Source organism: Streptomyces odonnellii (assembly GCF_000981895.1).
Classification (GTDB): Bacteria; Actinomycetota; Actinomycetes; order Streptomycetales; family Streptomycetaceae; genus Streptomyces; species Streptomyces odonnellii.
The window spans coordinates 1-26,999 of sequence record NZ_LATD01000005.1 but is presented as its reverse complement, the minus strand read 5'-3'; the positions used below and the strand labels follow the sequence as shown (position 1 = coordinate 26,999).

The 26,999-nt window shown below is 70.6% G+C and carries 25 protein-coding genes and 1 pseudogene; 18 read left to right on the top strand and 8 right to left on the bottom strand.

Annotated features, from left to right (window positions below; translation table 11 throughout):
• The first annotated feature begins 68 nt into the window (after positions 1–68).
• From WH07_RS00675 to WH07_RS00635, 10 genes and pseudogenes are all read left to right on the top strand, one after another.
• Positions 69–545 (top strand): Asp23/Gls24 family envelope stress response protein, encoded by a 477-nt coding sequence (locus tag WH07_RS00675; RefSeq protein ID WP_046494197.1) that lies wholly within the window; start codon positions 69–71, stop codon positions 543–545.
• A gap of 79 nt (positions 546–624) precedes the next feature.
• The gene (locus WH07_RS36885) at positions 625–903 is read left to right on the top strand and encodes a hypothetical protein (protein ID WP_106409483.1); all 279 of its coding nucleotides are present in this window, start codon (positions 625–627) and stop codon (positions 901–903) included.
• A 44-nt stretch (positions 904–947) separates the two neighbouring features.
• Positions 948–1,322: an Asp23/Gls24 family envelope stress response protein gene (locus WH07_RS00665; protein WP_046494259.1), complete on the top strand. Its 375-nt coding sequence runs from the start codon at positions 948–950 to the stop codon at positions 1,320–1,322.
• A 247-nt stretch (positions 1,323–1,569) separates the two neighbouring features.
• Positions 1,570–2,049: a DUF6286 domain-containing protein gene (locus WH07_RS00660; RefSeq protein ID WP_232788652.1), complete on the top strand. Its 480-nt coding sequence runs from the start codon at positions 1,570–1,572 to the stop codon at positions 2,047–2,049.
• A 41-nt stretch (positions 2,050–2,090) separates the two neighbouring features.
• Complete coding sequence (locus WH07_RS00655) at positions 2,091–2,690, top strand: hypothetical protein (RefSeq protein ID WP_046494196.1); 600 nt, start codon at positions 2,091–2,093, stop codon at positions 2,688–2,690.
• Between the two features lie 212 nt (positions 2,691–2,902).
• Positions 2,903–4,444: an FAD-dependent oxidoreductase gene (locus WH07_RS00650; protein ID WP_046494195.1), complete on the top strand. Its 1,542-nt coding sequence runs from the start codon at positions 2,903–2,905 to the stop codon at positions 4,442–4,444.
• A 110-nt stretch (positions 4,445–4,554) separates the two neighbouring features.
• Positions 4,555–4,941: a VOC family protein gene (locus WH07_RS00645; RefSeq protein WP_046494194.1), complete on the top strand. Its 387-nt coding sequence runs from the start codon at positions 4,555–4,557 to the stop codon at positions 4,939–4,941.
• A 176-nt stretch (positions 4,942–5,117) separates the two neighbouring features.
• Complete coding sequence (locus tag WH07_RS00640; RefSeq protein ID WP_046494193.1) at positions 5,118–5,576, top strand: SRPBCC family protein; 459 nt, start codon at positions 5,118–5,120, stop codon at positions 5,574–5,576.
• 290 nt (positions 5,577–5,866) lie between these two features.
• A pseudogene (locus WH07_RS36880) lies at positions 5,867–6,157 on the top strand (FAD-binding oxidoreductase); the annotation flags it as partial.
• 28 nt (positions 6,158–6,185) lie between these two features.
• The gene (locus tag WH07_RS00635) at positions 6,186–8,003 is read left to right on the top strand and encodes a thiamine pyrophosphate-requiring protein (RefSeq protein ID WP_046494192.1); all 1,818 of its coding nucleotides are present in this window, start codon (positions 6,186–6,188) and stop codon (positions 8,001–8,003) included.
• Between the two features lie 201 nt (positions 8,004–8,204).
• Here the strand turns inward: WH07_RS00635 and WH07_RS00630 are convergent, their stop codons facing one another.
• Positions 8,205–12,803 (bottom strand): SGNH/GDSL hydrolase family protein, encoded by a 4,599-nt coding sequence (locus WH07_RS00630; protein WP_157877155.1) that lies wholly within the window; start codon positions 12,801–12,803, stop codon positions 8,205–8,207.
• Between the two features lie 262 nt (positions 12,804–13,065).
• On the bottom strand, positions 13,066–13,524 hold the full coding sequence (locus tag WH07_RS00625; RefSeq protein WP_046494191.1) for a peptidoglycan-binding domain-containing protein: 459 nt from the start codon (positions 13,522–13,524) through the stop codon (positions 13,066–13,068).
• 174 nt (positions 13,525–13,698) lie between these two features.
• On the opposite strand from WH07_RS00625, the gene WH07_RS00620 reads away from it, so the two are divergent.
• The gene (locus tag WH07_RS00620; RefSeq protein WP_198533690.1) at positions 13,699–17,448 is read left to right on the top strand and encodes an nSTAND1 domain-containing NTPase; all 3,750 of its coding nucleotides are present in this window, start codon (positions 13,699–13,701) and stop codon (positions 17,446–17,448) included.
• A gap of 87 nt (positions 17,449–17,535) precedes the next feature.
• Entirely contained in the window at positions 17,536–18,063 is a 528-nt protein-coding gene (locus WH07_RS35975; protein ID WP_232788651.1) for a MarR family winged helix-turn-helix transcriptional regulator, read from the top strand.
• Between the two features lie 51 nt (positions 18,064–18,114).
• On the opposite strand, the gene WH07_RS00610 is transcribed toward WH07_RS35975, so the two are convergent.
• Positions 18,115–18,627, bottom strand: coding sequence for a DJ-1/PfpI family protein (locus tag WH07_RS00610; RefSeq protein WP_052744173.1), 513 nt, complete (start codon positions 18,625–18,627; stop codon positions 18,115–18,117).
• 145 nt (positions 18,628–18,772) lie between these two features.
• Between WH07_RS00610 and WH07_RS00605 the strand changes: the two genes are divergently transcribed.
• The gene (locus WH07_RS00605) at positions 18,773–19,495 is read left to right on the top strand and encodes a dienelactone hydrolase family protein (RefSeq protein ID WP_046494190.1); all 723 of its coding nucleotides are present in this window, start codon (positions 18,773–18,775) and stop codon (positions 19,493–19,495) included.
• A 238-nt stretch (positions 19,496–19,733) separates the two neighbouring features.
• Here the strand turns inward: WH07_RS00605 and WH07_RS00600 are convergent, their stop codons facing one another.
• The gene (locus tag WH07_RS00600; RefSeq protein WP_079022851.1) at positions 19,734–20,261 is read right to left on the bottom strand and encodes an erythromycin esterase family protein; all 528 of its coding nucleotides are present in this window, start codon (positions 20,259–20,261) and stop codon (positions 19,734–19,736) included.
• 426 nt (positions 20,262–20,687) lie between these two features.
• Positions 20,688–21,242 carry an erythromycin esterase family protein gene (locus tag WH07_RS39455; protein WP_269801339.1) on the bottom strand — a complete coding sequence of 185 codons (555 nt, stop codon included), beginning with the start codon at positions 21,240–21,242 and terminating at the stop codon, positions 20,688–20,690.
• Between WH07_RS39455 and WH07_RS00590 the strand changes: the two genes are divergently transcribed.
• Positions 21,235–21,744, top strand: coding sequence for a GNAT family N-acetyltransferase (locus WH07_RS00590; protein WP_046494189.1), 510 nt, complete (start codon positions 21,235–21,237; stop codon positions 21,742–21,744). The genes WH07_RS39455 and WH07_RS00590 overlap by 8 nt on opposite strands.
• An 89-nt stretch (positions 21,745–21,833) precedes the next feature.
• Here the strand turns inward: WH07_RS00590 and WH07_RS00585 are convergent, their stop codons facing one another.
• Positions 21,834–21,971: a hypothetical protein gene (locus WH07_RS00585; protein WP_198533689.1), complete on the bottom strand. Its 138-nt coding sequence runs from the start codon at positions 21,969–21,971 to the stop codon at positions 21,834–21,836.
• A 251-nt stretch (positions 21,972–22,222) separates the two neighbouring features.
• Here WH07_RS00585 and WH07_RS00580 point away from each other — a divergent pair, with 251 nt between their 5' ends.
• Positions 22,223–23,164 (top strand): hypothetical protein, encoded by a 942-nt coding sequence (locus tag WH07_RS00580; RefSeq protein WP_046494188.1) that lies wholly within the window; start codon positions 22,223–22,225, stop codon positions 23,162–23,164.
• A gap of 30 nt (positions 23,165–23,194) precedes the next feature.
• On the opposite strand, the gene WH07_RS00575 is transcribed toward WH07_RS00580, so the two are convergent.
• Positions 23,195–23,605, bottom strand: coding sequence for a helix-turn-helix transcriptional regulator (locus WH07_RS00575; protein WP_052744169.1), 411 nt, complete (start codon positions 23,603–23,605; stop codon positions 23,195–23,197).
• 126 nt (positions 23,606–23,731) lie between these two features.
• Positions 23,732–24,742, bottom strand: coding sequence for an NAD(P)/FAD-dependent oxidoreductase (locus tag WH07_RS00570; RefSeq protein ID WP_046494187.1), 1,011 nt, complete (start codon positions 24,740–24,742; stop codon positions 23,732–23,734).
• A gap of 93 nt (positions 24,743–24,835) precedes the next feature.
• On the opposite strand from WH07_RS00570, the gene WH07_RS00565 reads away from it, so the two are divergent.
• From WH07_RS00565 to WH07_RS00555, 3 genes are all read left to right on the top strand, one after another.
• Entirely contained in the window at positions 24,836–25,426 is a 591-nt protein-coding gene (locus tag WH07_RS00565; RefSeq protein WP_198533688.1) for a helix-turn-helix domain-containing protein, read from the top strand.
• 155 nt (positions 25,427–25,581) lie between these two features.
• Positions 25,582–26,460, top strand: coding sequence for a class I SAM-dependent methyltransferase (locus WH07_RS00560; protein WP_046494186.1), 879 nt, complete (start codon positions 25,582–25,584; stop codon positions 26,458–26,460).
• Positions 26,461–26,581: 121 nt separating this feature from the next.
• Positions 26,582–26,999, top strand: a 418-nt coding sequence (locus tag WH07_RS00555; protein ID WP_408645783.1) for a hypothetical protein, incomplete at its 3' end; no start/stop codon positions are given.

Genomic DNA, 26,999 nt, shown 5'->3' with positions numbered 1-26,999 from the left:
TTCGGTTTTTTGGTGTCCAACGATTGATGGGCGCCGAACAGGCGTCCGTATCCCCCCAGGAGAATGTCATGACGGACACAACACACCGCCCGGCCGCTGAAGGGCGCTGGGCTGCCGACGAGACATCGGCGCGACAAGGTTCGAAGGGCAGCCTTCCCCCGCCGGAGAGCCGCGGGCGGACCACGATCGCGGACAGCGTCGCGGAGAAGATCGTCGGGGTGGCGACCCGCGAGGTCCCCGGCATCCACAACCTCGGTTCCGGAATGGCGCGGACCATTGGGGGCGTCCGTGAGCGGGTGCCGGGCGCGCAGCCCAGCGTCACCCGCGGTGTGCACGTCGAGGTGGGCGAGCGCCAGGCGGCTGTGGACGTAGACGTGGTCGTCGACTACGGCTTCCCCATCGACGACGTCGCCGCCAATGTCCGTGTCAATGTCATCTCGGCGATGGAACGCATGACCGGACTGGAGGTCGTCGAGGTGAACATCGCCGTCGACGACATTGATCTGCCGGGTGGCGAGGACGAACGGGACGAACCTTTGGAGTGATCCGCAGACCTCCCCTCCCCTGGCGCACGGCCGGGAGCTGCGCGCGGGAAGAAGCCACGACATGAGAAGGGCGCATACGATGAACACAACTATTGCGGGGCTCATGACCGGCCTGGCATTGGGTTTCGCCGGCTACTTCGGCGGCTTCGGGGCTTTCATCGTGGTGGCGGTCCTGGGCCTGGCGGGCCTGATCGCCGGTTACCTGGCGCGAGGCGACGTGCATGTCGCCGACTACGTACCCACCCGAAGCGGTGATGGACGCCGGGAGACAAGCGGTGACGGACGCCAGGAGGCCGACCGCCGTCGGACCGGATACGGGACCGCCCCCCGCACCGAGTACAGGACGCGGGTGCGGTGAGCGACCGGGCCCCGTCGCGTCCCCTCCTGGGCGGTCCGGAAGGCATGAGCAGGGAGACTCGCCTCTCCCTCCCGGCTCCCGCCCTGCGCGGTGCGACCCTGATCCCCGGCACCGTGGTGGCCCGTATCACGGCCCAAGCGGCGCGTGAAGCCCTGAGCCGTCAAGGAGGCGGTGGGCCTTCCGCCCGCTTCGGCCTGGGCACCCCCCGTTCCACAGCCGCCGTCCACGACGGCTCGGCCCGTCTCGGAATCTCCCTGGACCTGCCCTATCCCATCGATATCGCCGGCGCCTGCGGCGAGATTCGCCACTACATCGCCGAGCGGGTGGCTCACCTGACCGGTATGCGTATTGACGACATCACCGTGTCCGTTCAGCGGCTTGTCCCCGGTGAGAGCCTGCGGCGGCGAAGGGTCCGATGATCTGGCGGCACATCACACGGACGACAGGACGATCATGACTTCCCGTAACCCGAGCGCTCCACCCGAGAGCGGAAGCGAGATGCCGCGACGGCGACCGGACACCGCAGCGGCTGAGAATTCGCCGCGACGCGATTCACCGCCCGTTGAACCGCCGCGTCGAGAAGCACCGGCCCGAGCACCGGCTCACCGCCCTTGGGGAGCACGCAGATTCGCTGCCGCCACGGCCGCTTCGCTGATTCTGTTCGCAGTGGGCGCCCTGCTCTTCGAAGCCGTCTGGGTACGCACCGGACATCCCGCCACGGCCTGGTGGACCCACCTGGCCGACGAGGTCGCCACCCGGCCGGTGGACGACGTCTGGATCCTCACCGGCGCGGCCGTCGCAGCCGCTCTGGGCATATGGCTGATCGTGCTTGCCCTCACACCCGGCCTGCGACGCCAACTGCCCTTGCGGGTCCCCGCCGACAGCCGTGGACCCATGTGCGCGGTACTTGACCGCAAGAGCGCGGGCCTGCTCCTGCGCGACGCCGCCATGCGGGTCCCAGGGGTCAACGCAGCTCGGGTCCGGGTACGCCGGCGCAAGGTCACGGTCCGTGCTGACGTGCGGTTCCGCGACACAGCCGACGTCAAGGACGAGCTCACCGACACCATCCGGCGCGAACAACGCGAACAACTCGCCCTGGCCCGCTCGCCGCGGCCTGCGGTCCGCGTGCGCCGGAGCCCGACCTGATGGTCCCAGGACCAGGACGCGGACAAGCACGGGAGAAGACAATGAGGGTACCCACCAAGACCAACCGCGTTCTTCTGGGCCTCGTCGGACTGGTGCTTCTGGGCAGCGGGCTCCTGACGCTTACCGCCGGCGCCGGCCTCTACCGGCGCTGGGGCCTCACACCGCCCGCCGGCTGGCCGCCGGCCACACCGCACAACGTCCTGGTCCCTCGCGCTGAGCAGGCCCGGTGGACAGATCAGGGCTGGTGGTGGCCGACCGTCATCGCGGGCCTGGCCCTGCTCGTACTGCTCGCCCTGGTGTGGCTACTGTCCCAGCACCGACGATGGCGCCCCCGCCGACTGCCCGTCCGGGACACCCCTCGGAAAGCCGTGTCAGTCAGCGACCACGCGTTGAACGACGCCCTCGCCGCAGATCTCAGAACACTGCCCGGGACCCGGCGCGGCAGGGCACGTATCTCCGGGCCTCCCACTCACCCACAGGCCCTCATCGCACTCACCCTCGCCCCCGGCAGCACACCGGAGCACGTACTCGAAGACGTGAGTACCGCCGTGGAACAGGCCCGCCGGTCCGCGGGCTGGGACCAACTGCCTTCGCGTGTCCGCCTGGACGTCGCCCGCCACAGCGCGCGCCGAGCCGAATGACATCGGCACCACGGTTGCGCAGGTCGCGGCGCTTCAAGAACCCGCGAACCGCGCGACAAGCCGACGACGCCACGACCCGGCATCCCGGGGAACGGGCAGGCCAGGACCTAGGGTGTGTCGGGACCTGGGGGGCGCGCATGCCTCGGCGCGAGGCGTAACGGCGCAGACACGAGGCTGTTTCCTGGCACATCCAACCCCCTTGAAAGGCCGACATGACTGATCAGCGGTCCCTGCCCGGACAGGACGAATCGTTTTGGATGGCGACCGCCGACGCCACCGACCATCCGCCCCTGGACGAAGACATCACCGTCGACGTGGCTGTGGTGGGTGGCGGCATCGCCGGGCTGAGCACTGCATGGGAGCTGGCCGGCACCGGCAGGACGGTCGCCGTGCTGGAGGCCGACCGGATCGCCGCCGGAGTCACCGGATACACCACCGCCAAGGTCTCCGCGCTGCACACCTTGGTGTACGACCGGCTGCGCCGGACACGGGGCCAGGACGCCGCTCGGCTGTACGCGCGGTCACAGCAGGGCGCGGTGGAAAGGGTCGCCGAGATCGTCGCCACGCTCGGCATCGCGTGCGACCTGGAGCGTGCCCCCGCCTACACCTACGCAACAGACCCCGCCGCCGTCCCCGAGCTGAAGGCCGAGGCCGAGGCAGCCGCGGCGGCCGGGCTCCCGGCGACGTACGTGGACCGCGTCGGGCTGCCGTTCGAGGTGAGCGGCGCCGTCCGAGTGGACGCGCAGGCACAGTTCCACCCCCGCAGGTATCTGCTCGCCCTCGCGGTGGATCTCCGGGCCAAAGGCGGCCTGATCTTCGAACGCTCGCGTGCGACCGGCCTGTCGGAGGGGTGCCCCTGTCAGGTCACCGTCGAGTCGGGCCACACTGTCACGGCTCGGTACGTGGTGGTCGCCACCCACTTTCCCGTCTTCGACAGGGCGCTGATCTTCGCGCGGCTCTCCCCGCGCAGAGAACTGGTGGTCGCCGCCCCGGTCGCCGCCGAACACGCCCCGACCGGCATGTACATCACGCAGGAGGAGGGAAAGCGGTCGGTGCGCACCGCACCGCTCGACAAGGACCGCCGTCTGCTCATCGTCACCGGCGACAGCTTCACCCCCGGCACCGGTGACCCCCGCGAAGGGTTTCGGCGTCTGGACGCCTGGATGCACGCCCGGTTCCACGTCGGTGACACCGCATACCGATGGGCCGCGCAGGACAACAACTCCACCGACACCGTGCCGCTCGTCGGCCCCTTCCACGCAGGCTCCCGCCACACGTACGTAGCCACCGGCTTCGGAGGCTGGGGCATGAGCGGCGGCGTCATGGCCGGCCGGCTTCTCACCGAGCTGATCGAGGGGGACGAGCCGCCGTGGGCCGCCCTCTACGACCCGCGACGGCTGGCGAGCACACTGCGCGAAGCGCCGGCTCTGCTGAAGCAACAGGCCCATGTCGCCCAGCACTTCGTCGGCGACCGGCTGCGTACCACGCACGTCGACTCGGTCGCGGAGATCTCGCCGGGCACCGGCGCGGTGGTACGTGTCAATGGCCGACGCCGCGCGGTCTACCGGGACGCGGACGGCGTCGTCCAGGCCGTGTCCGCCCGGTGTACTCATCTGGGGTGCCTGGTGGCTTTCAACGATGCCGAGACCGTCTGGGAGTGTCCTTGCCACGGTTCCCGTTTCGGCGTCGACGGTTCGGTGCGGCAGGGGCCGGCCGTCCGTCCGCTGGAGAAGTGTGACGTGCCGGACGAGTGACACCGCCGGGCGTACGAGCCCGGCCGGGAGCGTATCGGCGCGGGACGCGACGGTACGAGTTGCCCGTTGCTCCCCGCGTGTGGACGACAACCCGGGGTAGGCGCAGCAGCATGACCGTCACGAAGACCAGTGTTCTCGTCCTTGACTGTGCCGAGCCCGCCGAACTGGCGGAGTTCTACTCGTCCTTCCTCGGCGCCGAGATCCGCGTCGGCATGGATCCGGACTTCTTGGAAATCATCGGCCACGGCGGGTTCCATCTCGCGGTCCGGCGGGACCACGGCTACGCGCCGGCGAGCTGGCCACGGCCCGAGAGCCCCCAGGAGCCACATCTGCGGTTCATGGTGTCACGGGAGGAGATCGACGAGGCGGAGCGCGAGTTGATCGCCCTCGGCGCCCGGCCCCTGGACACCAAGGACAACGGCGGGCCGCGGGACACCCGGCTCTACTCGGACCCGGCCGGGCACCCCTTCACACTGGCCGTGGCCGTACTGCCCTGACGACCGGGTCCGTTCACCAGCGCGCCCCCGCTGTCGGCCAGGGCACGGGAGACGGGAAAGCGATTTCAGCTCAGTCCGAATGGAGGACGGTGCGCTCGCCGTTTCGACGGCCGGTGTTTCATCCCTCGCGGAACGGACAGCCGATTTACGCACCCTTCTCTCAAAGGAGGCATCTGATGAGCACGATCACGGATTCCGTGGACGTAACGGTACCGGTCCATACCGCGTACAACCAGTGGACGCAATTCGAGGAATTTCCGCAGTTCATGGAGGGCGTGGAGCAGATCACTCAGCTCGACGCCCGCCATAACCGCTGGATCACAAGTGTGGCCGGTGTCCGCAGGGAATTCGACACGGAAATCGTCGATCAAATCCCGGACGAGCGGGTCGCTTGGCGCACCGTGTCGGGGGAAGTGAAGCAGGTGGGCGTCGTCACCTTCCAGCGGCTGGACGACGCCCGCACACGAGTCCATCTCGCCATGATTGTCGAGCCCACGGGCATGGCGGAGAAGGCCGCCGACATGGTCGGCATCATCGATCACCGGGCCAAGGGCGACCTGCGGCGCTTCAAGCACTTCATTGAGGAGCGCGGCAGTGAGAGCGGTGCCTGGCGCGGCCGGATCCCTCCGGTCTGACCTCGGGAAAGCCGGTCGCGGCAGGACGGCGGGAACATTCCGCCGTCCTGCCGTCGGTGTCCGTGCCCACCGTACGGGTCGGGGCGAGGCGGACCCGCACGGGCAGGAGCGAGCCGGGTGGACGGCGGACCGCCGGCTGCCACAGGCCGGGCGCTGGGCCGTTCGGCCCCGTGGCGGCGAGCGGGATCGCCTGTGACGCACCCAGAATCGAGACGTGACCAAGCACTCAGGGAAAGAGTGGGAGTCATGAGGCCGGAACCAGGGCCGGAAGTCCACGAGGAAGCCGTGGCATCCGGTGGCGAGACGGTTCTGGATATGCCCGCTCTGAAGGAGGCGCTGCGGCGTCGCGTGCGCGATTCCGTGCGCCGGTGTTGTCGCGTGGCGCCGGAACAGGTCTGGGCGGCCAGTGCACGAACGCTGCCGTGGTCGTCGACTGGACGAAGTACTGCGATCGGCCGGTGTCGGTCGACAGCGAACGGAAGACGTGTGTGGTGGAGCCGGGCATTGTGCTCGACGAGCTCAACCGGCAACTGACTCGCAACGGGCTGAAGTTCGAACCGAAGCCGACGACGCACAGCCATGTCCGGAAACGAAGGGAAACCGGTGTCGATGAAGGTGTCCGACTACGTTCTGCAACGACTTCGTGAGTGGGAGGTCGATCACGTCTTCGCCTACGCCGGCGACGGAATCAACGGTCTCCTCGCCGCTTGGGGACGTGCGGAGAACAGGCCGAAGTTCGTCCAGGCCAGGCATGAGGAGATGGCCGCGTTCGAAGCCGTGGGCTACGCCAAGTTCTCCGGCAAGGCAGGTGTGTGCGCGGCGACTTCCGGCCCTGGGGCCATTCACCTGCTCAATGGTCTCTACGACGCGAAGCTCGATCACGTGCCGGTCGTGGCGATCGCGGGGCAGACCAACCGCAGCGCCATGGGCGGCTCCTACCAGCAGGAGATCGACCTGCTGAGTCTGTACAAGGACGTGGCCGCTGATTTCTGCGAGATGGTGACCGTCCCGGAACAACTGCCCAACGTCCTCGACCGGGCGATGCGCACGGCGTACACGAAACGGACGGTGACGGCGGTCATCATCCCCGCGGACGTGCAGGAACTGGACTATTCCCCGCCCACTCACGCCTTCAAGATGGTGCCCTCCAGCCTCGGCCTGCCCGCCTACGCGCCCGTACCGGCGGAGGCGGACATCGTCCGTGCGGCCGAGGTGCTGAATTCCGGTGAGAAGGCGGCGATTCTGATCGGGCAGGGTGCCCGCGGCGCCCGCGCCCAGGTCGAGGTGGTAGCGGAGACCCTCGGCGCAGGCGTGGCCAAAGCACTCCTGGGCAAGGACGTCCTGCCGGATGATCTGCCGTACGTCACCGGTGCGATCGGTCTGCTGGGCACCCGTCCGTCCTACGAGATGATGCGGGACTGCGACACCCTTCTTGTGGTGGGCTCCAGTTTCCCGTACAGCCAGTTCCTTCCTGAATTCGATCAGGCCCGCGCAGTGCAGATCGACATCGACCCGCACATGATCGGCCTGCGCTATCCCTTCGAGGTGAACCTCGTCGGAGACGCGTCCGCCACGCTCACCGCGCTCCTGCCGAGGCTGAAGCGGAAAAAGCACGGTGCCTGGCGTACGAAGATCGAGAAGGACAACGCCCGTTGGCGGGAGGTGATGCAGCGGCGCGCGGCCGTGGACGCCCACCCGATCAATCCCGAATACGTGGTGCACACCCTCGACGCCCTGCTGCCGGACAATGTGATCCTGACCGCCGACTCCGGTTCCGCCGCCAACTGGTACGCCCGTCATCTGCGCATGCGGGGAACGATGCGCGGCTCCATCTCGGGGACGCTCGCCACCATGGGCCCGGGCGTTCCCTACGCCATCGGCGCCAAGTTCGCCAGTCCCGGGCGCCCTGCTGTGGCGATCGTCGGTGACGGCGCCATGCAGATGAACGGCATGGCCGAGCTGATCACGGCGGCCAAGTACTGGCAGGAATGGGAAGACCCGCGCCTGATCATCGCGGTCCTCAACAACCAGGACCTCAACCAGGTCACCTGGGAGATGCGCGCCATGTCCGGAGCCCCGCAGTTCCTGCCCTCCCAGGCCCTCCCCGACGTGCCGTACGCCGACTTCGCCCGCTCCATCGGACTTGGCGGGGCACGCGTGGAGAAGCCCGGTGAGGTGGAGGCCGCATGGCACAGGGCGCTCGGTGCCGACCGGCCCTTCGTCATCGATTTCTGTACCGACCCGGACGTGCCGCCCATTCCCCCGCACGCCACCCGCGAGCAGGCCGAAGCCATGGTGTCGTCCATCGTCAAGGGGGACAGCGACCGCGGCGGAGTGATCAAACAGGGAATCAAGGCAAAGGTGCAGGAGATGCTCCCCGGACACCGGCACCGCGACGACCGGCCGGGCACTCGGGAGAGCCGGTGACCCCGCTCGCCGGGACGGGAACGCAGCCTCTGGCGGACGCCGTCGAAGAGGCTGCAGCGTCCCCACCGACACACCGGAGGACGACCGGCGGCTTTCGTGGATCGGTGCGGTCGGATGTCCTGGTGACGCGCGGTCGGTGTGGCCTGCGCAAGGCCGGACGGCCGCCCGAGGAGTGTGCGCTCGGGCGGCCGTCCGGCTGGTTCAGCAGCGGGTGTTGAGTATTTCGGCGAGGGTGTCGTACTCGGGGTCGGTGACCGACAGGTGGTAGATGTGCTTGGTGTGGATCCACGATCGGGCGTAGGTGCACCAGTGCGAGAGCGCGGGCAGCCAGACGTTCGGCGGCCGTTCCCCCTTGGAGGAGTTGCTGCTCACCGAGACCGACAGGAGCTGTGAGTGCTCCTGGTCATTGGCGAAGGTCCGCCGTTGCTCGGATGTCCAGCGGCTGGCGCCCGATGTCCAGGCCTCCTTGAGCGAGACGACATGGTCGATGGTCAGTGTCGTCGGACTGGTGTGCGCGGTGCCGTCGTACGGACTGGACCACTGGCCCGCCGTCACGGGACAGCCGGTCGCCGGGGTGAGGCCCGTGCCGTCCCTTCGCAGCACCGCGTGCCGTACCTCGCAGGGGCCGTCGGTGGTCAGCCAGTGCTGGAACAGGCTGCGTTGATAGCCCGAGGACGAACCGGGCTGATTGCCCCTCAGGTCCTGGAGTTCGGCGGCGGCGACCGCCTTGCTCGGTGGTACGGGCATCCCCTGCCCGTCCATCCGGGCGCGCAGTGTGTTGACGAAGGCGTCGGCGTAGTTCCGCGCGCCCGCGACGGTCGGATGGAAGGACTGGGCCGAGGCACTCGCGCCGGGGTCCTCTCCTTCGGTCTTGCGGAGAATGATCCGGTGAATGGTCTCGTTGAACGAGCACACGTTCTCCAGCTCGAATTCGTCACGCGGGTCGGAGTACGTGACCGGAATGCCCGAGTTCGAGAGGGCCACCGCGTGCTCGTGCAGGACGTCGTTGAGCAGGTCGCTCATATCGTTGATGAAGTCCAGCTCCAGTTCGTTCAGCCCGGTCAGGATCATGCAGTCGGCGTTCCGCGTATACGGGTCCATGGCACGCGGCGGGGCCAGCCTGGGGTATCCGGACAGGACGATTCTGGCGTTGGGCGCCTGCTGGCGGATGTTCTGCAGGACCGTCGCGATGGACTGCTTGACCTTTCCGTTGATGAGCAGCGGCAGGATCCGGCTGAGGTCCCCCGCGACCGGTTCGCCCAGCCAGGGGTCGGTCACCTGCGAGTACTGGCAGAAGTCCAGTGGGTTCGGTGTCTCGACGGTGCACATCCTCATCACATCGGCGAAGTGCGCGTCATTGCCGCCGATATTGAGAGTGACCATGGTCGTGTTGGCGTCGAGGAAGCCGCGGTCGAGCTGTGACAGCTCCCGGTGCTGGCCCCTGCCGTTCTCGCCGAAGGCATTGCTCACCCCGGCGGGCAGCAGATTCTCCGTCTGGGCTCCGGAACAGGCCAGCAGGTGGTAGTCCATGGAGGGGTCCAGCCGGTCCTCGCGGGCCCCGACCGCCTCCGAGGTGCCGGGCAGAACGGCCTGCCGGGACCAGGCGTGCCGGGAGCGGTGGCAGCCGTTCCGGTATGCCGCGCCGCCGGTGCCGCTGTCGTCGGTCTCCTGGTAGTAGTCGGTCGGCGCGTTCTGGGACGCACCCTCTCCCGAGCTGTACGAGTCGCCGATCGCCACGATCTGGCTGGCCGGCTTCTGCGCCAGGGGCTGGAAGGCCACCGCGTCGAAGGCGATGTCCTGGGTGCCGTCGCCGTCCGCGGTGACGGAACTGAGCGACACCGAAGGGGTTCCGGCGAACGGGAACGCCCCGAGGGACACCCACTCATGACGCTGTGTCTTCTGGAGCACGACCCGTTTCCTGGTCTGGCCGTTGCCGAGGTGGACGTTGTACGCGGCCTGCTGGGTGTGCGCCCCGTGGTCGGGCATGTGCACCAGCACCCGGGCCCACTGGTTGAGCGACCGGTTCAGGGTCCAGGTCCCGGTGACTCCCCAGCTCCGCGCCGCGGTGTCGGCTGCCGTCCGTGAATGGGTGAACCAGAAGTGGCCGCCGAATCCGCCGCCGATCTGATGGAAGTCGACCTTCGAGTGGTACAGCCCGTCGGAGTGCTGCGCGAACGACAGCGCGAACGAACCCGAACTGGTCCAGGACCGCGCGCAGTTGTTCCGTACGACGGGCACCGTGTCCGGTACGTCGTCGATGAGCAGCGCGCCGGAGGGCAGACCGGTCGAGCATCTCGGCGCGTAACGGGACCGCTGTTCGTCGGGATAGGCCCCGGTGGCGTCGGCGTCCGGCGGTTCCGGTGTGCCCGGCGAGGTGAGCACGTCGGCCTCATGACCGCAGCCCTCGCCGTTCTGCCCGCAGTTCTTCCACGAGACGGGGGCGTGCCACCAGCAGTGGGCGTCGGCCCGGGTGCACGGGTTGGGGCCCTGGCCGATGTTGTCGGGGTTGCAGCGGTTGCCGTTGGTGGTGTGCAGGGAGCAGAACGTCTCCAGCGGCGGCTTGGCCCCGGACCTCAGCTCCTCGGTGTTCCACCAGGCCTGTGCGTACCCCGCCTCGTAGTTGTCACCACCGGTCGTCTTGACGATCGGGTACGCCGCCCAGCCGATGACCTTCTCCGGGTAAGGCCACCACTGCGGGTTGCGGGCGTCGTCGTACGCGTTGTGGTCGAGGAAGGGCGCCCGGTCCGGCGGATAGTCGGGCCTGGCCGGGTTGTTGGTCCACCCCAGACCGTAGTTGCCGTCCGCGTCGGTGCAGGTGGGGCTCGGCGTACAGCCCGAGGTGTTGCCGGTACTGGCCTGCGGGTTGATACCGCTGTTGTACGCCCACAGCGCGGCGAACCACGACTCGATACGGGCCGGATTGCCGTCGTTGATGCGGAGATTCATCTGGTACGTCTGGTTCCACTTCTCCTGGAGGATCCGCAGACCGGCGGCGATGTTCGTGGCGTAGTCGACGCCCACCGCGAGCTGCTTCTCCGGAGAGAGCGGAGTCTCGCCGGGCTTCTGCCGCCCGGCCAGCCGCATCCCGTCCGTCACCTGGGAGACGCCGTAGCCGCAGTCGGCGTCGCCCCAGGCGATGCCCCAGCCGTCCCCCACCCCGTAGTAGTTGCCGACCAGCGGATTGCCGGTCACGCCTTCGGCGACATGGAACGACGCCTGCCAGAGGTTCGACTCCTGGGCCATCACACCGAGCAGGATCTGGGCGGGTACCCGTCCGCCTCCGGCCAGGTCTATCGGCGGGAACATCTGCTGCGGCGACCAGGAGGCCGGCATCCCCGACTGCTTCCAGTTCGCCGGCCGGGTCGTGGTGAGGGTCTTCTGCACCGCCAGGTCGGCGGCCCACTCCACCTGACTCCAGTGCGGCTGGTACACCTGCACCCGGGAGTCGTTGCGCGCGATCGCGCAGGTACGGTCGCGGTCGACCGGATCGCTGGACGACTCGGCGGCGATACCGGCACCGGCGCGCCCCGCCGCACGGCCCGAGCCCGCGGCCGGCGCGACAGGACTGGGCGCGCTGCCCTGGGCGGCATACCGGCCGATACGGTCGGCGGGGCCGACCGCGAAGTCCACCGCCGCTCCGGTGGCCGTCACCTTCGCACGCAGTACGGTGCCCTCCGCTGTGCCGGGCCCGGCGCTCTCCTGCGCCGTACCGCGCCGCGCGGCCCCGGCAGCCGCCTTGGCCCCCGGCGCGGGCGCCTCATGGGTGAAGGAGAGCAGGCCCGCGGTGGACACCTCGGACGCCGCCGGAACCTTCAGCCGTACGACCTGCTCCGGCAGGTCGCCGACCCTGCTCGGGGTCCCGGTGACGAACACGCGTCCGCCGCCGCCCGGCCGTACCTTGACCCCGGTCAGCGGCCCGCGGGCCAGCTCCCGTACCTCCGCCGGGCCGGACAGCCGCTTCACCACCGCCGACGAGCCATGGCGTTCGGTGAACACCACCCCGTTCTCCGCGTCGGGATGGATCCGGTACGGCACGCCCTTCGAGGACGCCAGGGTCCGTACGGCACCGGAGCGCCCCACCTCGACGAGCCGGGCACCCGACGCCGCCACGATCCCGTTCCTCCCCGGGACCGCGGACGTCACCTCACCGGCGATCTCGTGCAACCGGACGACCGTGCCGCGCGCGGTGTCCACCACATGCAGCCGGGTCCGCCCCCGGTCGACCACCGCGGACTGGGTCAGCACCGCGCTCTCGCCGGCCCCGCACCCGGGGTTGTAGTACGCCAGCGACACCGTGACGCCGAGCTTCTTCACCGCGCCGGTCCTCAGGTCCACCACGGCGGCGAAGGCCCCGCGGTCGAAGAGATGGGCCCTGTTGGTGAAGTGACGGGGCGCGTAGACCACCACGGCCCGGTGGCCGGACGCGGTGACACACGCGTTGCCCACCCAGGTGTCGCTCTCGATCCAGGGCTCGGACAGAGTCGCCGCCGTACGCCAGGTGTAGCCCGTCCGCGCCTCGGCCACCAGCAGGTGGAAGCCGGTCGCGTCGCCGTCCGTGGTCCAGGCCAGATCGGAGGAGGTACGCCAGCCACGCGGCAGCGTCTTGTCGCGGAGGGCGGGCGCGACCGTCGACGGGTCTGTTCCGCCCTGCCCGACGGCCGCGGGCCCGCGACTGTCGAGCCGTGGCGTGTCCGACGGAGGCGCGCCGGCCACGGCCGGGGGTGCGGACAGCAGAGCTGCCCACAGCGCCACGCACACCCCCCATATCAGTGTCAGAGTCAACTTCTTGGATTTCAGCACGTCGAAGCACCTTCTCAGCCGGAACGACAAAGTCCGGGAGCGGACAGCGACGGCGCACCGCGCTCCGTGAAGCCGCAGGTGGGGCCGCGGTACCGCGGCCCCACCTGCGGGCTTCCCCCCGTGGGAATGGCGTGCCCGCCAGCCGTGCGCGCACTGCTGGCCGGGCGGTGTTCGTGGTCGGACAGCACTCATGGCCGGACGGGCGCCGTGGTCATACGGGCGCCGTGGTCATACGGGGACCGTCGTCAGACCGCGCTCATGGTCAGACGGGCGAGTGCTGGCACTTGTTCGTCATCGTGTTGGCAGGCCAGGTCCACACCGGGTACTGGATCCAGTTCTTGGTCTGCGGGCCGTAGCCCCCGTCCTCGGAGATCCCCGCGCCGAAGGCGTCGTTCGCCCATCTCTGGGTGTCCAGGACCGCGGCCCTGGTCTGCGGCCCGAAGTCCCTGTCGACGGCGATGTCGTAGCCGCGGCAGTGACGCAGCCCGCGCTGCAGTGTGGTGACCGCGTCACCGTAGTTGCCCTGCTGGAGCAGGCAGTTGACCGTACCGGTCTGGTAACCCGCGCTGGGGACATGTACCACGTAGTCGGTCGTGCCGGTGGCGTAGTAGGTGGTCCAGCTCGTGCAGGTGGGCGTCGCCGCCTGCGCGGGAGCCGCCGACACGGCACCGGCTCCGGCGGCGAGCGCGAACGCCGCCAGAAGGGAGTTGAGTTTCCGCATGATGAACCCTCTCGTCACTTGGTCATGACCGAGGGGCGCGGATTCGCCGCACACGGCGTTCACCCCCCGGCACCGCCAGCCACAGGTATAGTCCTCGCCAGGTTGTCCAGCACGGGCGTGTCCTGCTGGACAAACAACGGCTTGTCGGTCGGGCTGGGTTCGGACGGGTGGGGTGTGGGGCGTCCTGAGCGCGAGCTGGATCCTGAGGCGGGGCCGCTTCAGCGATTCGCCTCGGAATTACGTCAGTTGCGGGCCGCGGCGGGGCTGAGCTACCGCGAGCTGTCCAAGCGCGCCCACTTCTCGGTCACCGCGCTCTCCGAGGCGGCGGGCGGCGAACGGCTGCCGAGCCTCGCCGTCACCCTGGCCTACGCGGAGGCGTGCGGAGGCGAACGCGCCGACTGGGAGGAGCGCTGGCGGAAGCTGAGCGCCGAGCTGACCCCGGAAGCGCCCGTTCCGGACCGGAGCGCCGAGGACGCCCCGTACCTCGGGCTCGCCACCTTCGGTGTCGCGGACGAGGAGCGGTTCTTCGGCCGGGGGGCGCTGATCGCCGAACTGCGCTCCAGACTGGCGGAGTTACCCCTCCTCGCGGTGTTCGGGGCGTCCGGCGCGGGCAAGTCCTCACTGCTGCGGGCGGGCTTGCTGCCCGCGCTCCACAAGGAATCGGCCACGGGCGCCGGCACCTGGCGAACGGTCCTGCTCACCCCCGGCGAGCGTCCGGTGCAGGAACTCGCGATCCATCTCGCGAACCTGCTCCGCGTCCCGGCGAGCGTGCTGCACGACACCCTGCGCGACAGCCCGGAGAGCCTGCGGATCACGGTCCGCCAGATAGTCGCCGATCAACCGGGCCCCGCCCAGGTGCTGATCCTGGTCGACCAGTTCGAGGAGATCTTCACCCTCTGCCAGGACGCCGGGGAGCGCGGCCGGTTCATCGAACTGCTGCTGGCCGTGGCCGGGGAACCGGCCGTACGGGTCGTCCTCGGGATCCGCGCCGACTTCTACGCCCGGTGCGCCGAGCACGACGGACTCGTACAGGCCCTGGACGGCCACCAGTTGCTGATCGGCCCCATGGACGCCGCGGATCTGCGGCATGTCGTCACGGGCCCGGCCAGACGGGCCGGGATCAAGGTCGAACCCGAACTGGTCGAGACCGTGGTGGCGGAGGCGCAGAACCGGCCGGGCGCGCTGCCCCTGGTCTCGCACGCGCTCCTGGAGACCTGGCGGCGCCGCCGGGGCGCGGCACTCACCGCGGCGGCCTACCGCGCCGCCGGCGGTGTGCACGGCGCGATCGCGCAGAGCGCCGAGGCGGCGTACGGCGAACTGGACGCGGCGCAGCAGCGGATCGCGGAGGAGATGGTCCTGCGCCTGGTCGCGCCCGGCGACGGCACGGAGGCCACCCGCTGCCGCGCGCCGCTCGGCGAACTCCTCGGCGGCCCCGACAGCGCGGCGGTTTCGGCAGTACTGGACCGGCTGATCGCGGCGCGCCTGGTCACCTCCGACAGCCAGGGGGTGACCATCGCCCACGAGGCGGTGATACGGAAGTGGCCCCGGCTGCGCACCTGGCTGGCCGAGAACGAGGAACTGCTGCGGGCACAGCGGCGGTTGACGGTGGACGCGCGGGAGTGGGACCAGCACGGCCGGGACACCGGCTTCCTCTACCGCGGAGCCCGGCTGGCCTGGTGGGACGGCCGCGAAACCGCCCGGCTCAACACGACGGAGTCCGCGTTCCTGGAGGCCGCGCGCCGGGTGGAGGCCCAGGCGCGGGCCGGTGTCCGGCGGCGTACCCGGTTCACGCTCGCCGCCCTGAGCACCGGGGTCGTGGTGGTGAGCGCGCTGGCGGGGGTGGCACTGGCGCAGGCGGACCGCGCGTCGGCCGAGCGCGCCACGGCGACCTCCCGGCAGCTCGCCGCCGAGGCGAGGGCCCAGCTCCTGGCCGACCCCCGTCAGGCCCTGTCGATGGCCAGGCGTGCGTACAGGACCGCGCCGACCCGCGAGGCCGACGCCGTACTGCGGCAGGCCGTCGTCGACGACCGGCAGATCGCGGTGGTCCCCGCCGAGCGGGGCCGGGCGCTGGGGGTGGCGTTCAGCGCGGACGGGCACTGGCTGGCCGACACCAGCACCGACGGCACGGTACGGATCTGGCGCTGGTCCCGCGGCGCTGTCTCCGGGCACGAGCCGGCCGCGGTGCTCCGAGGCCATCGCAGCGAGGCATGGAGCCCGGTCTTCAGCCCCGACGGACGGCGCCTCGCGACCGCCGGACTCGACGGCACCGTACGGGTGTGGGACGTCCGTGGCCGCGCGGTGCCGCTGGTGCTGCGCGGGCATCGCGGACCGGTGTGGAATGTGGCGTTCAGCCCGGACGGATCCCGGATCGCCAGCGTGGGCGACGACGGAACGGCACGGATCTGGGACGCGGGCGGCCGGGGTACCCCCACCATTCTGCGCGGGCACCAGGGGCCCGTCATCGCGGTGGCGTTCAGCCCGGACGGCCGGCAGGTCGCGAGCGGCGGCGAGGACAGCACCGTACGGCTGTGGAACAGCTCGGGCCGGGGCGGCCCCCGGGTGCTCCGCGGCCATGAACAGAACGTGAAACGCCTGGCGTTCAGTCCCGACGGAACCCTGCTGGCCAGCGCCAGTGTGGACGGGACGGCCCGGATCTGGCCCACCGCCGGCGGTGGCGCACCGCTCGTACTGCGCGGCCACGACGGTACGGTCGAGGGTGTGGCGTTCAGTCCGGACGGCACCCGGGTGGTCACCGCCAGCGACGACGCGACGATGCGTGTCTGGAATGCCTCGGCCGCCGCCGTACCGCTCGTCCTGAGGGGACATCAGGGGACCGTCTGGTCGGCCCAGTTCAGTCCGGACGGACGCTGCCTCGCCAGCGCCAGCGAGGACGGCTCGGTCCGTGTCTGGGATCCCAGAGGACCTGGCGACCCCGTCGTACTGCGCGGTCATGACGGACCGGTCTGGGCTGCGTCCGTCCTGTCGGGCGACACCACATCGGGGGCCCGCCCGGGCGGACCGCGGGTGGCCGGCGGCGGAGAGGACGGCACTCTCAGGATCTGGCAGACCGCCACCGGCACCCACCGAGTGCTGCGGGGGCATGGGGACGAGATACTCGGCATGGCCGCGGCACCGGACGGACGCCGGGTGGCGAGCGCCGGACTCGACGGCACCGTACGGGTCTGGGACACCACGCGCACCGGCCGTCCCGTGACCTTCCGGGGGTACGAGAGCGGCGCCTGGTCCGTCGCCTTCAGCCCCGACGGGAAGCGGGTCGCGGGTGTCGACGGCGAAGGCGCGCTACGCATCGAACCGGCGGCGGGCGGACCCTCCGAGCGGGTGCTCCGGGCGCCGCGCGGCCTCTTCCGTACCGCCGCGTTCAGCCCGGACGGGCGCGTCATCGCCGCGGCCGGCACCGACGCCGTCATCAGGATGTGGGACCTGGAGCGGCCCGGAGCCCCGCGGCTCCTGCCCAGCCACCAGGGTTTCGTCTGGTCCGTGGCCTTCAGTCCGGACGGCCGCAGGCTCGCCGCCGCCGGGAGCGACGGCACCGTACGGATCTGGGATCTGGAACGGCCGGGCGATCCGGTGGTTCTCGACGGCCACCAGGGCTTCGTGTGGTTCGTGGTGTTCAGCCCGGACGGGCGGTGGATCGCCAGTGCGGGCAAGGACGGCACCGTACGGCTCTGGCCGACCGGCAGCCCCTCGGAACCGGTCACCTTCGGCGGGTTCGGCGCGTCGGTGGAGACCGTCGCCTTCACCTCCGACAGCCGTCGGCTGGTCACCGCCCACGACGACGGTACGGTCCGGCTGTGGACCTGCGAGGTCTGCGGGCCCGCCGAACGGATCCTGGCACTCGCGGACGCGCACCTCGCGGGTCCGGCAGGTCCGGTCGGACAGGCCGGACCCGGCTCCACGGAGTGAGGCCCGGAGCCGCCGCCCGCGCCGGAACCGCATACTGAGGCGGGGGAGGGCGAGGGCCGCTGCCCGCGCTGGGAGAAGATGGTGGGCATGGCGGGTGCGGACAAGCAGGCAGGTCCCAGTTCTGTGGCTCTTTTGATGGTGGCCGCCGGACGGATGCTGAGCCGGCGGGTGGAGGACGAGCTCTCGACGCTGGGGCTCACCCTGCGTCATTACGGCGCCCTGGCGCGTCCGTCGCACCGCCCGGACCTGTCGTACTCGGATCTCGCCCGCCGGGCCGGGATCACCGCGCAGAGCATCCATGCCACGGTGCGGGCGCTGGAGGAGCGCGGTGCGGTGCTGCGGACCTTGCCCGGCCATGGTCACGCGGCCCGTCTGGAGATCACCGAGCACGGGCGGCACCTGCTCGCCGAGGCCGGTGAAGCCGCGGCGCGTCTCGACCGTGAGCTGTTCTCCCACCTGAGCGACGAGGAGCGGGACGGGCTTCGGGCCGGGCTGATGGCGCTCGCACCGACGGCGCGCAAATCGGGCAGCGGACGGACCATTTCCCGAAAGGTGACCGTCCGGACGGCGAGGTCTGCCCCCTGGTCCGTGGACCGTTACCCGAGTTCCGGCTGACCAACTGATCTGCCCCGGGGCTCTCGTACTGGGGCGGATCGCGGGGCCCGCTCAGGCGGTGGCCTGCGAGGTCCGGAGCCGGGTGAGCGCGGACCGGGCACCGGCGTTGACCGGACGGAACCTTTCCGTCGAGTCCTTGGTCAGTTCGGGACCGGCCAGGAGAGGACTGCCGGTCCCGAAGGCCGGGTGCGGCGCGTACTCGATGTCCAGTTCGGCACGCTTGGCGGCCTCTTCGCCGTGCAGTTCGGCCAGCACCAAGAGGGCGGCTTCGTAGGACCCGGTGGCCGGTCCGGCCGTCCAGATGTTCCCGTCCCGCACGACCTCGCGGCCCGCGACGGGGATCGCGCCGACCTCCGGCAGCAGGTCGAGGACATGGAAGTTGGTGGTGGCCCGCCGGCCCTCCAGCAGACCTGCCGCGCCGGCCAGGAGCGCTCCGTCGCACACGGCGATCAAATGCTTGGCCCTGCGGGCGGCGCTGCCGAAGATTCTGTGATGGACGGTGCGTGGTGGCGCGCCGTCGGCGAGGGGGGCTGTGAAAACCCGTTGGCGGAGCACGGCGGCCACTGCTAGTTTTCCGGGGGCCGTGCGAGAGAACGAGGAGGTGGTACCCGTGAACGCAGTATCGACATGGGTGCTCCCCTCCGGGGTCACGGTCGGGCGGTAGGTCGTCCGGGAGCGCCGTTCATGAGCACTCCCGAAAGGCACGACCATGCAGTTCACTTCCGAACAGCGTCTCGACGACGGTGTCCTCGAACGCGAATTCATCCTCGGCGAGATCCCTGGCACCCTGTGGACGCCTGAATCCGCGGCACCGGCCCCGCTGATCCTGATGGCCCACAACAACGGCCTGCCCAAGCGGGAACCCCGGCTGGTGGCCCGGGCCCGGTACACCGCGGCGCACGGCTACGCGGTGGCGTCCATCGATGCCGCCGGGTGCGGTGACCGGCCCCGTTCCGCCGCCGACGAGCAGGCCCGCGCCGACCTCCGGCAGGCGATGCGGGCCGGTGAGCCGGTCGACGAGATCTTCGAGTCCCTTGTCGGCCCACTGGTCGACATGGCGGTCCCGGAATGGCGGACCACCCTGGACGCCCTCCTTTCGCTGCCCGAGGTCGGCGGCCCGGTCGGGTACTCGGGGTGGACCGCCGTCGGCATCCGGCTGGCGGTGGCCGAGCCGCGCATCGCGGCCGCCGGTCTCTTCGCCGGGGGTTACGTGCCTCGCGCCCAGCGCGAGGAGGCCCGGCAGGTCACCGTTCCGCTGCTGTTCCTGTTGCAGTGGGACGACGAGGGGAACCCGCGGCAACGGGCCCTGGACCTGTTCGACGCCTTCGGCAGCAAGGAGAAGACACTGCACGCCAATTTGGGCGGGCACACCGGCACACCGTGGTTCGAGCTGGAGGACGGCTGCCGGTTCCTGGACCGGCATCTGAAGTAAGGCCGGGCGCTCCGGTCGGCAGCAGAACAGCCGCCCCGATCGCGTCGGTACCGGCCGTCGTCGGTACCGGCCGGTCGGGGCGGCGCCCGGGCACGGCCGACGGCCTCTGAGAGGGGGGAGGCTCCCGGGCCGGTTCTGGTACCGGCGCGCTACGGCGTGGGCGGCGACGAGTACGTACTGGTCGACCGGGACGGGTTCACCGGCCGAGCGCTTCCGGAACCGCCCGCGCGCCGGGTCCTCACGCGGTTCTGGCGAGGGCCGCCCGGACCTCCGGCGGCGAACACGCCGCCGCGCCGGGGTCGGGTTCGGCCGCCGTGACGAGTGGAACGTGGACGAACACGTCGTACGCCTCCATCGCGTCGATCTCGACGGACAGGCCGTGGACCCGCTGCCGGCGCGCGGCGCGGACGGTATCGGCGTCGGCTGGGGAAAGCCGCCGGAGATCGACGGCGAAGAGACCGTCGGCACTGGCCGCCATCAGGGCGTCGAGGGTTCCCGGTTCCGCCTGTTCCAGATCGGTGAACATCGCGCCGGTGTACAGCTCGGCGGTGTTCAGCGTGCGACCGCCCCCACTTGTGGTGCCGATGACCCGGTAGTCGTCGCCGAGACTGTCGGAGAGATACATCCCCATCGGCGTCGCGGGCGGATCGGCGAGTGTGCACGGCCAGCGCTGGACATGGGCGTTGTGTGCTGCGACGACGATGCGTTCCTCACCGCGCAGCAGCCATTCCACGGTGTTCGCCATCGCACTGTCGCGCGCACCCATCGCGGCCACCGGGTCGCGCGCTCCGTCGCTGTCAGCAGGACCTAGGGCGTGGCTTGTGGGTCAGGCTGGGTCAGGGAGCGGGGTCTGGTGGAGGGGGTACCTCCCGTGCCGTTCAGGCTACGGGGGCGGATCGCAAGGCGGAGGAGGGAGTCCACGCGGAGGGGGTACCTCCCACGCCCTTAAGGCTGCGGGGGAGTAAGCGACCGACGACAACGCCGCGAGGCGCGGCCCGCCGCGGCAGCGGCTGATGTCACTGCGGGCACGCGAGCCCGGCAAGATCCACAAGACACGCCCCTAGGGCTACGGCCAGGTGCGCCGCGCGCAGCGCACGGCCGTAGGCGTCAGCCGTGGTCCGCTTCACGTAGTCCAGCCGGCCCGCGGTCAGTCGTGTGACGAGCCGGGCGAGACCGGCTGTCTGCGCGTCCTTCACCGCGGGCGGCGCCTCGGCGTACCCGGCCATGGCCTGGGGCTGGGAGTAGGACGACGTGCCGGCCCAGTAGGCAGCAGCCTCGCGCAGGCGGGGATCCACCTCGTACCGGGATCGGCCTGCGCGAGATAGTCGGTGACCGCGTCGAGCGCGGGCAGCAGTGAAGCGCAGGAACCCGGCGGGTCCATGCCGTGGAACGCGACCGGACGGTCGGTGCTCCGGTTGTGCCGCCTCATCCACTCCAGTTGGGCGCGCATCTGCCTCCACACGCCCATCGTGTACGTGAATCCCTCGGCCAGTACCCGGTCGAGTCCCGCGTCGCCTCCCCGCACCCAGTCGTCGACCGGCCATCCCTCGACGAAGCCGGACTCCATGACGAAGCCGGTGAAACCGTGCCGCTCCGCCAGGTAGCGGAGCAGGCGGTGCCGCAGCAGGTAGGGCTTAACATGTCGCGGCTGCTCAGCCCAGGGTCGGCAACGCCCGCGCCAGCAGATGGTCACTGGGAACCGGCCATCCGACCAACCATGAAACGGATCTCCAACAATCGTGAGCATCAACTGGATCACGCGCGCCGAGACCAGCGCCGACATCTCCACCATTCGCGGCATCAGCCTCGCCGCGTTTGACACTCCGTCGGAGGCCGACCTCGTCGACGCCCTGCGCGCGGACCCGTCGTGGATCAGCGGACTGTCCATCGTCGCCACCGGCCAGGACGGCAAGCCCGTCGGCCACGCGCTGCTGACCCGCTGCCATATCGACGAGACCCCGGCCCTGTGCCTGGGCCCGGTCGCCGTCCGGCCCGAATACCAGAAGACCGGCGCCGGCTCCGCGGCGATCCGCGCCTCGTTGCAGGCTGCCAAGGAGATGGGTGAACACTTCGTCACCGTCCTCGGACACCCGACGTACTACCCGCGGTTCGGCTTCACGCGCGCTTCCCAGTACGGCATCGGACTCAGCATCGACGTCCCGGATGAGGCCATGATGGCTCTTACTCTTGACGCCGACCACCCGCTGCCCAGCGGTACGGTCCACTACGCCGCACCGTTCGGCATCTAACCCAAGCCCGTCGTGCCGGGGTGTGCATCACCGCGCCTCGGCACAACGGTTCCCGACTGCTCCCGCCTCTCCGGCCCAGCGCCGACGCGTCAACGGCGGACGAACACGCTTTCCAGCAGCGCGGCCAGGTACCGGCGGGCGGTCTCGACGCGGACTGCCGGGGTTCCGTGGACGTTCGCGGCGTAGGCGATGCCGCACATCAGCGGCACCAGGTCGTCGGAGGTCACATCGCCGCGTACGACCTCTGCGTCACGGCCTCGCTGGAACAGCTCGCTGCCGACCGACGACAGGATCTGCTTCGCTGCATCGCGCGGCTGGGGGCTTGAAACGGCGGCTCGTTGTGCTCCGGCAGTTCTGTGTGTTCCCGTCGGCCGGTTCTCGCTCCTCCTGAGTGATGACGGGGATGCGCCTGGCGGTTGACGCCTGTGGGGGCTGTGGTGAACGAGACTTGAACTCCGTTGCTTGAATGGGGGGTCAGGTGGATCGGTGGGACCGGGTCGGGCGGGTCGCGGCGTATGCGGCGGCGCTGGCGCTGACGCCCTACTTGCTGATCAAGGTGTCGTGGGTCGTCGGTTCGCTTTTGGGACTGCTGCCGGTCGGGGCCGGGTTCGGCAAGACGGAGTGGGTGGTGCTCAACTGCGCGACGATCGGTATGGCGGGGATCGGGATCGCGGTGGCGCTCGCGCTGGTGCGGCCGTGGGGGATGCGCATACCGGGGGCGCCGTTGGCTTTCTGCGCCTGGGTCGGGACGGGGTTCCTCGTCCCGGTGTTGCCGTACGCCGTTCTCAGTTCGCTGCTGGGCTCGGCGGACAGCGGTCCGGAGAGTGGGAGTGACGTCGGCCCGTCGATGCCGGTCTGGGAGGCCGCCCTGGTTCAGATCGGGTTTGTGGGCATGGGGCTGGGTCTGGCCGTCGCGCTGCCCGCGTACTTGCGGCGGCGCTGGCCGGACGCGTTCGCGGGGCGGCTCGGGGACGGTGGAGGGGGCTCGCCGGGCGCGCTGCCGTGGACGGTCGTGGTCGGCTCCGCGGTCGGTCTCATCTGGCTGTACTGGGCGGTGGGCGGCACCGCGGGTGTCGCCCACCGCGGCGAGCGGGACCTCGCTTGGTATGTGCTGTCCGGCCTCTTCGGGTTCTGGGCGCTCGTGGCGTCCGCCGCCACCTGGGCCGCCGTCCGAGGCAGGCCCGCCCGAGTCCCCCGGTGGGGCCCGATGGTGCTCGGCTGGCTCGGCTCGGGCTCGTTGTTCGCGTGGAGCGGCTGGAAGCTTCCGTTCACCCTGTACCTGGCGGTCGTGCGACCGGCCGGCGCGGCCCTGCCGGAAAACCTCGCGCTCGCGGCAGTCCTGCACGTCGCGGCGGTGGCGGCGGGGGCCGCGATGCTGCGAGCGCTCGTTCGTACGCGGCAGGTGCCATTGGGTTCGTAGCCGGCCCTCTCCCGTGTGCGTCCGTACGGATCAGCCGTCGCCCACGCCGTTCTCGCCGCGCGCCAGATGGATACCGATCTGGAAACGTGTCCGCGCCCCCGAGCGCGCCATCAGTTCCGCGACGCGGCGCTGCACGGTGCGCCGGCTGAGGCCGAGGTGCCGGGCGATGGCCGCGTCGGTCAGGCCGGACAGCAGCAGTGCCACCAGATCCTCGCGGCCCGCCGAGGTGTTCGTGTCCGCGCAGTCCTCCGGTGCGCCGCCGAGCGGCAGAGCCCGCTTCCACACTTCCGCGAACAGTGCCTCCACAGCCGTCAACAGGGCCGAGGGATGCAGGACGACCGCCGTCGGCTGCTCCTCCTCCAGGCGCGAGATCCGTACCAGCGCCATACGCCCGTCGACCAGCACGAGGCCGGCCGGCAGTTCGGGCACGACGCGTGCCACCGCGCCCCCGGTCCTCAGCCCGACGGGCCCTGGCAGCACGCCGGGCCGCTCGATCGCCGCCTTGTCGTAGACCGTCCTGCGGGCCGTCCCCGGCCGTTGCTCCGTATGTACGTACGAGACCTGGCGTCAGGCGGTGGTGCCGGCCCGGGCGGCGGCGAGGGCCGCGGCGGTGTCGGCGTCGGCCAGCAGGGCGTTGATGTGGGAGCCGGCCAGCGCACCCGCCGCGGCGGAGGCACCGACCTGAGCGGTCAGGTCGGCGGCGTTGCCGGCCACCCACACGCCCGGCACCTCGGTGGCGCCGGCCATTCCAGAGGCGAAGCGGCGGCCCATGTTGTCGGGCAGATCCTCCATCGGCAGCTTCAGGCCGTCCAGGCCCTCGGCGCGGGCCTGCATCCGCGTGGCAACCGCGAGGACTCGGCGGGCCACGAACGTGCCGTCGCTCAGGCGTACTCCAGCGATACCGCCGTCCTCGCCGGTGACGACGTCCCGCAGCGGGGTGTCGACGACGCGCACGCGGCGGGCGGCGAAGCGTGCTCGCGTGTCCTCGTCGAGGTCGGCACCACCGGTGAAGTAGACGAGGTCGTCGGTCAGTTGGCGGAAGAGCAGCGCGTGGTGGACCGAGGCGGGGCCGGTGGCGATGACGCCGATCGGTTCGTCGCGCACCTCCCAGCCGTGGCAGTACGGGCAGTGCACCACGCCCTGCCCCCAGTGTGGGGCGAGCCCCGGCACCTCCGGCAGTACGTCGCGCAGGCCGGTGGCGACCAGTACGCGGCGTGCCGTCACCGTGCCGCCGTCGGCCAGCGTGACCGTGAAACGCAGATCACCGTCGTCGGCCGGTTCAGCCGGTTCAGCCGAGGTCACCTCCCCGAGGACGACCCGGCCGCCGTATTCGCGCACCTGCTCCCGGCCCCGCTTCAGAAGCCCGGCGGGCGGCATGCCGTCCAGCACGATGAAGCCGTGCATGGCCTCGGCGGGCGCGTTGCGCGGGGTGCCGCTGTCGATCACGACGACCGAGCGGCGCGAACGGGCCAGCATCAGCGCACCGTTCAAGCCCGCGGCGCCGCCGCCGATCACCACAACGTCCACGGTCTCACCAGGCAGTGCGTCGCTCGCGTACGCGGGATTCCGCACAGACATGTCGTGCCCCTTCATCGTGCGTGGCCCCGGCCGCTCCGGGCTTCCGCGATCGACGCTAAACGCACATTGCACCGAGGGCATACGATATTGCTCATGACGCAAGAAATCGGCGAGCTGGACAGCCTCGTACGCAAACGCATCCGCGCTCTGCGGGTCGCACAGGGCTGGTCCCTGGAAGAACTGGCCACCCGCGCCAATCTCAGCCAGTCCTCACTGAGCCGCATCGAGAACGGGCAGCGCCGCCTCGCACTGGATCAGCTCGTCATCCTCGCTCGCGCCCTCGACACCACCCTCGACCAGCTCGTCGAGACCGCCGCCGACGACGTCGTCACCAGCCCGGTGATCGACGGCGCCCGCGGTCTGATGCGCTGGCCCGTGAAGGGCGACCCCGGCATGAGCGTCGTACGTCAGCGCATGACCGAGCCGCCGCCGGACAACCCCTCCCGCATGCGTGCCCACCCGGGCCGTGAATGGCTCGTCGTATTGTCCGGCACCGCGGTCCTCATGCTGGGCCACCGCCGCCTCCGTATCGAGACCAATCAGGCCGCCGAGTTCCCCACGATGATGCCGCACGCGATCGGCGCCGAGGGCGGCCCTTGCGAGATCCTGGGCATCTTCGACCGCGACGCGCGCCGTGGACACCAGCGCGACAGCGGCGGCGACCGTGACGCTCAGGCCACCTGAGTCAGGCCAACCGGGAGTGACGGGCAAGCCGCCCGGCGCCCGGCGTGCCCGCCCGGCGCGGGGCGCCTTGCGCGTACGGCAGCGCAGGAGGCCAACACCTTGCGCAATTCGGGAGCCGCCCTGCCGCCCGCGCAAGCGCGCCTTAGCGTGTCGGCATGAGCCACACGCGGCCGCACACCGTCCGTCACGCCACCCAGCACGGCCACCACGACCAGCAGCATTACGACACCGATGGCCAGGCGGAAATCCTCGACCTGGACGCGGAAGTCCTCGCCGAGCACATCGCGTCCATCACCGCATGGCTGCCCCTGGAGACCGACCCGCGCCACATCGTGGATCTGGGCTGCGGAACGGGAGCGGGCACCTTCGCCCTGCTCGACCGCTTCCCCGAGGCGCATGTCATCGCCGCGGACACCTCGCCGGGACATCTGAAGCGTCTACGCGAGAAGGCGTGCGCGCAGCACGGGGATGCCCGCGTGCGTACCGTACAGGCCGACCTCGGCGCCGCAGACTGGCCCGACCTCGGCACGCCGGACCTGGTGTGGGCCTCGGCCTCGATGCACCACATGGCCCACCCCCACCGCGCCCTGCGAGCTGTTCACGGCATACTCGCGCCCGGCGGCCTGTTCGCCGTCGTCGAACTGTCCGGCTTCCCCCGCTTCCTGCCCGAGAACGCACCCGAGGACCGGCCCGGCCTCGAAGACCGCTGCCACGCCGCGATGGACGGCTTCCATGCCGAACACGTGCCGCACCGCGGTGCCGACTGGGGGCCGATGCTGACCGGGGCCGGGTTCACCCTCGAAGGTGAGCGGACCGTCACCGTGAACATCGAGGGGTCCCGCAGCGAGGCCATCGGACGCTACGCATTGGGCGCCCTGCGACGCATCCGCCACAGCGTCGTTGACGCACTGTCGCCCCTCGATCTCGCCGCGCTCGACCGATTGCTGGACACGGACAGCCCCCACAGCATTCTGCGCCGCGACGACCTGTCGGTCCGCACCGAACGCACCGTCTGGGCCGCACGCCGCAACTGACCCCAACATCTGCGCAAGTTGCCCGTAGGGCAGCACTGGCACCCATCGGGGGGTGGTCTCCTACAGTGAAGTACGCCGTTGGACAACGGGCTTGGAGGCTGGAGTGGGTACGGGGGCGGCTGTGGCGCTTGTGGAGCGTATTGCTGAGCGGCGTGCGGGTGTGGGGGATCCGCGGGCGTTGGTGGGGGAGTTGCGGCGGGCGGTGGTGCTGGTGCCGTTCGTCGACGGTGGGTTGTGGACGGCGGAGCTGGGTGGGGTGCGGTGGGTCTGCGGGTTCACGGATGAGGCGGCGCTGGCGCGGTTCGCGCGGGCGCGGGATGGCGGGGACGGTCTGGTTTCGGGGCGGGAGTGGGAGTTCGCGGAGATTCGGGGTGCGCGGCTGCTGGATGAGGTGATTCCGGCGATGGGAGTGCCGGCGGGGGTGGCGGTCAATATCGCGGATGCGGATGGGTCGATGCTGTTTCCGCCGGTGGCGGGGATTGTGCCGGACGCGGTCGCGGTTGACGCGGTTGCGGTGGATGCCGGTGCGTCTGGTGGGG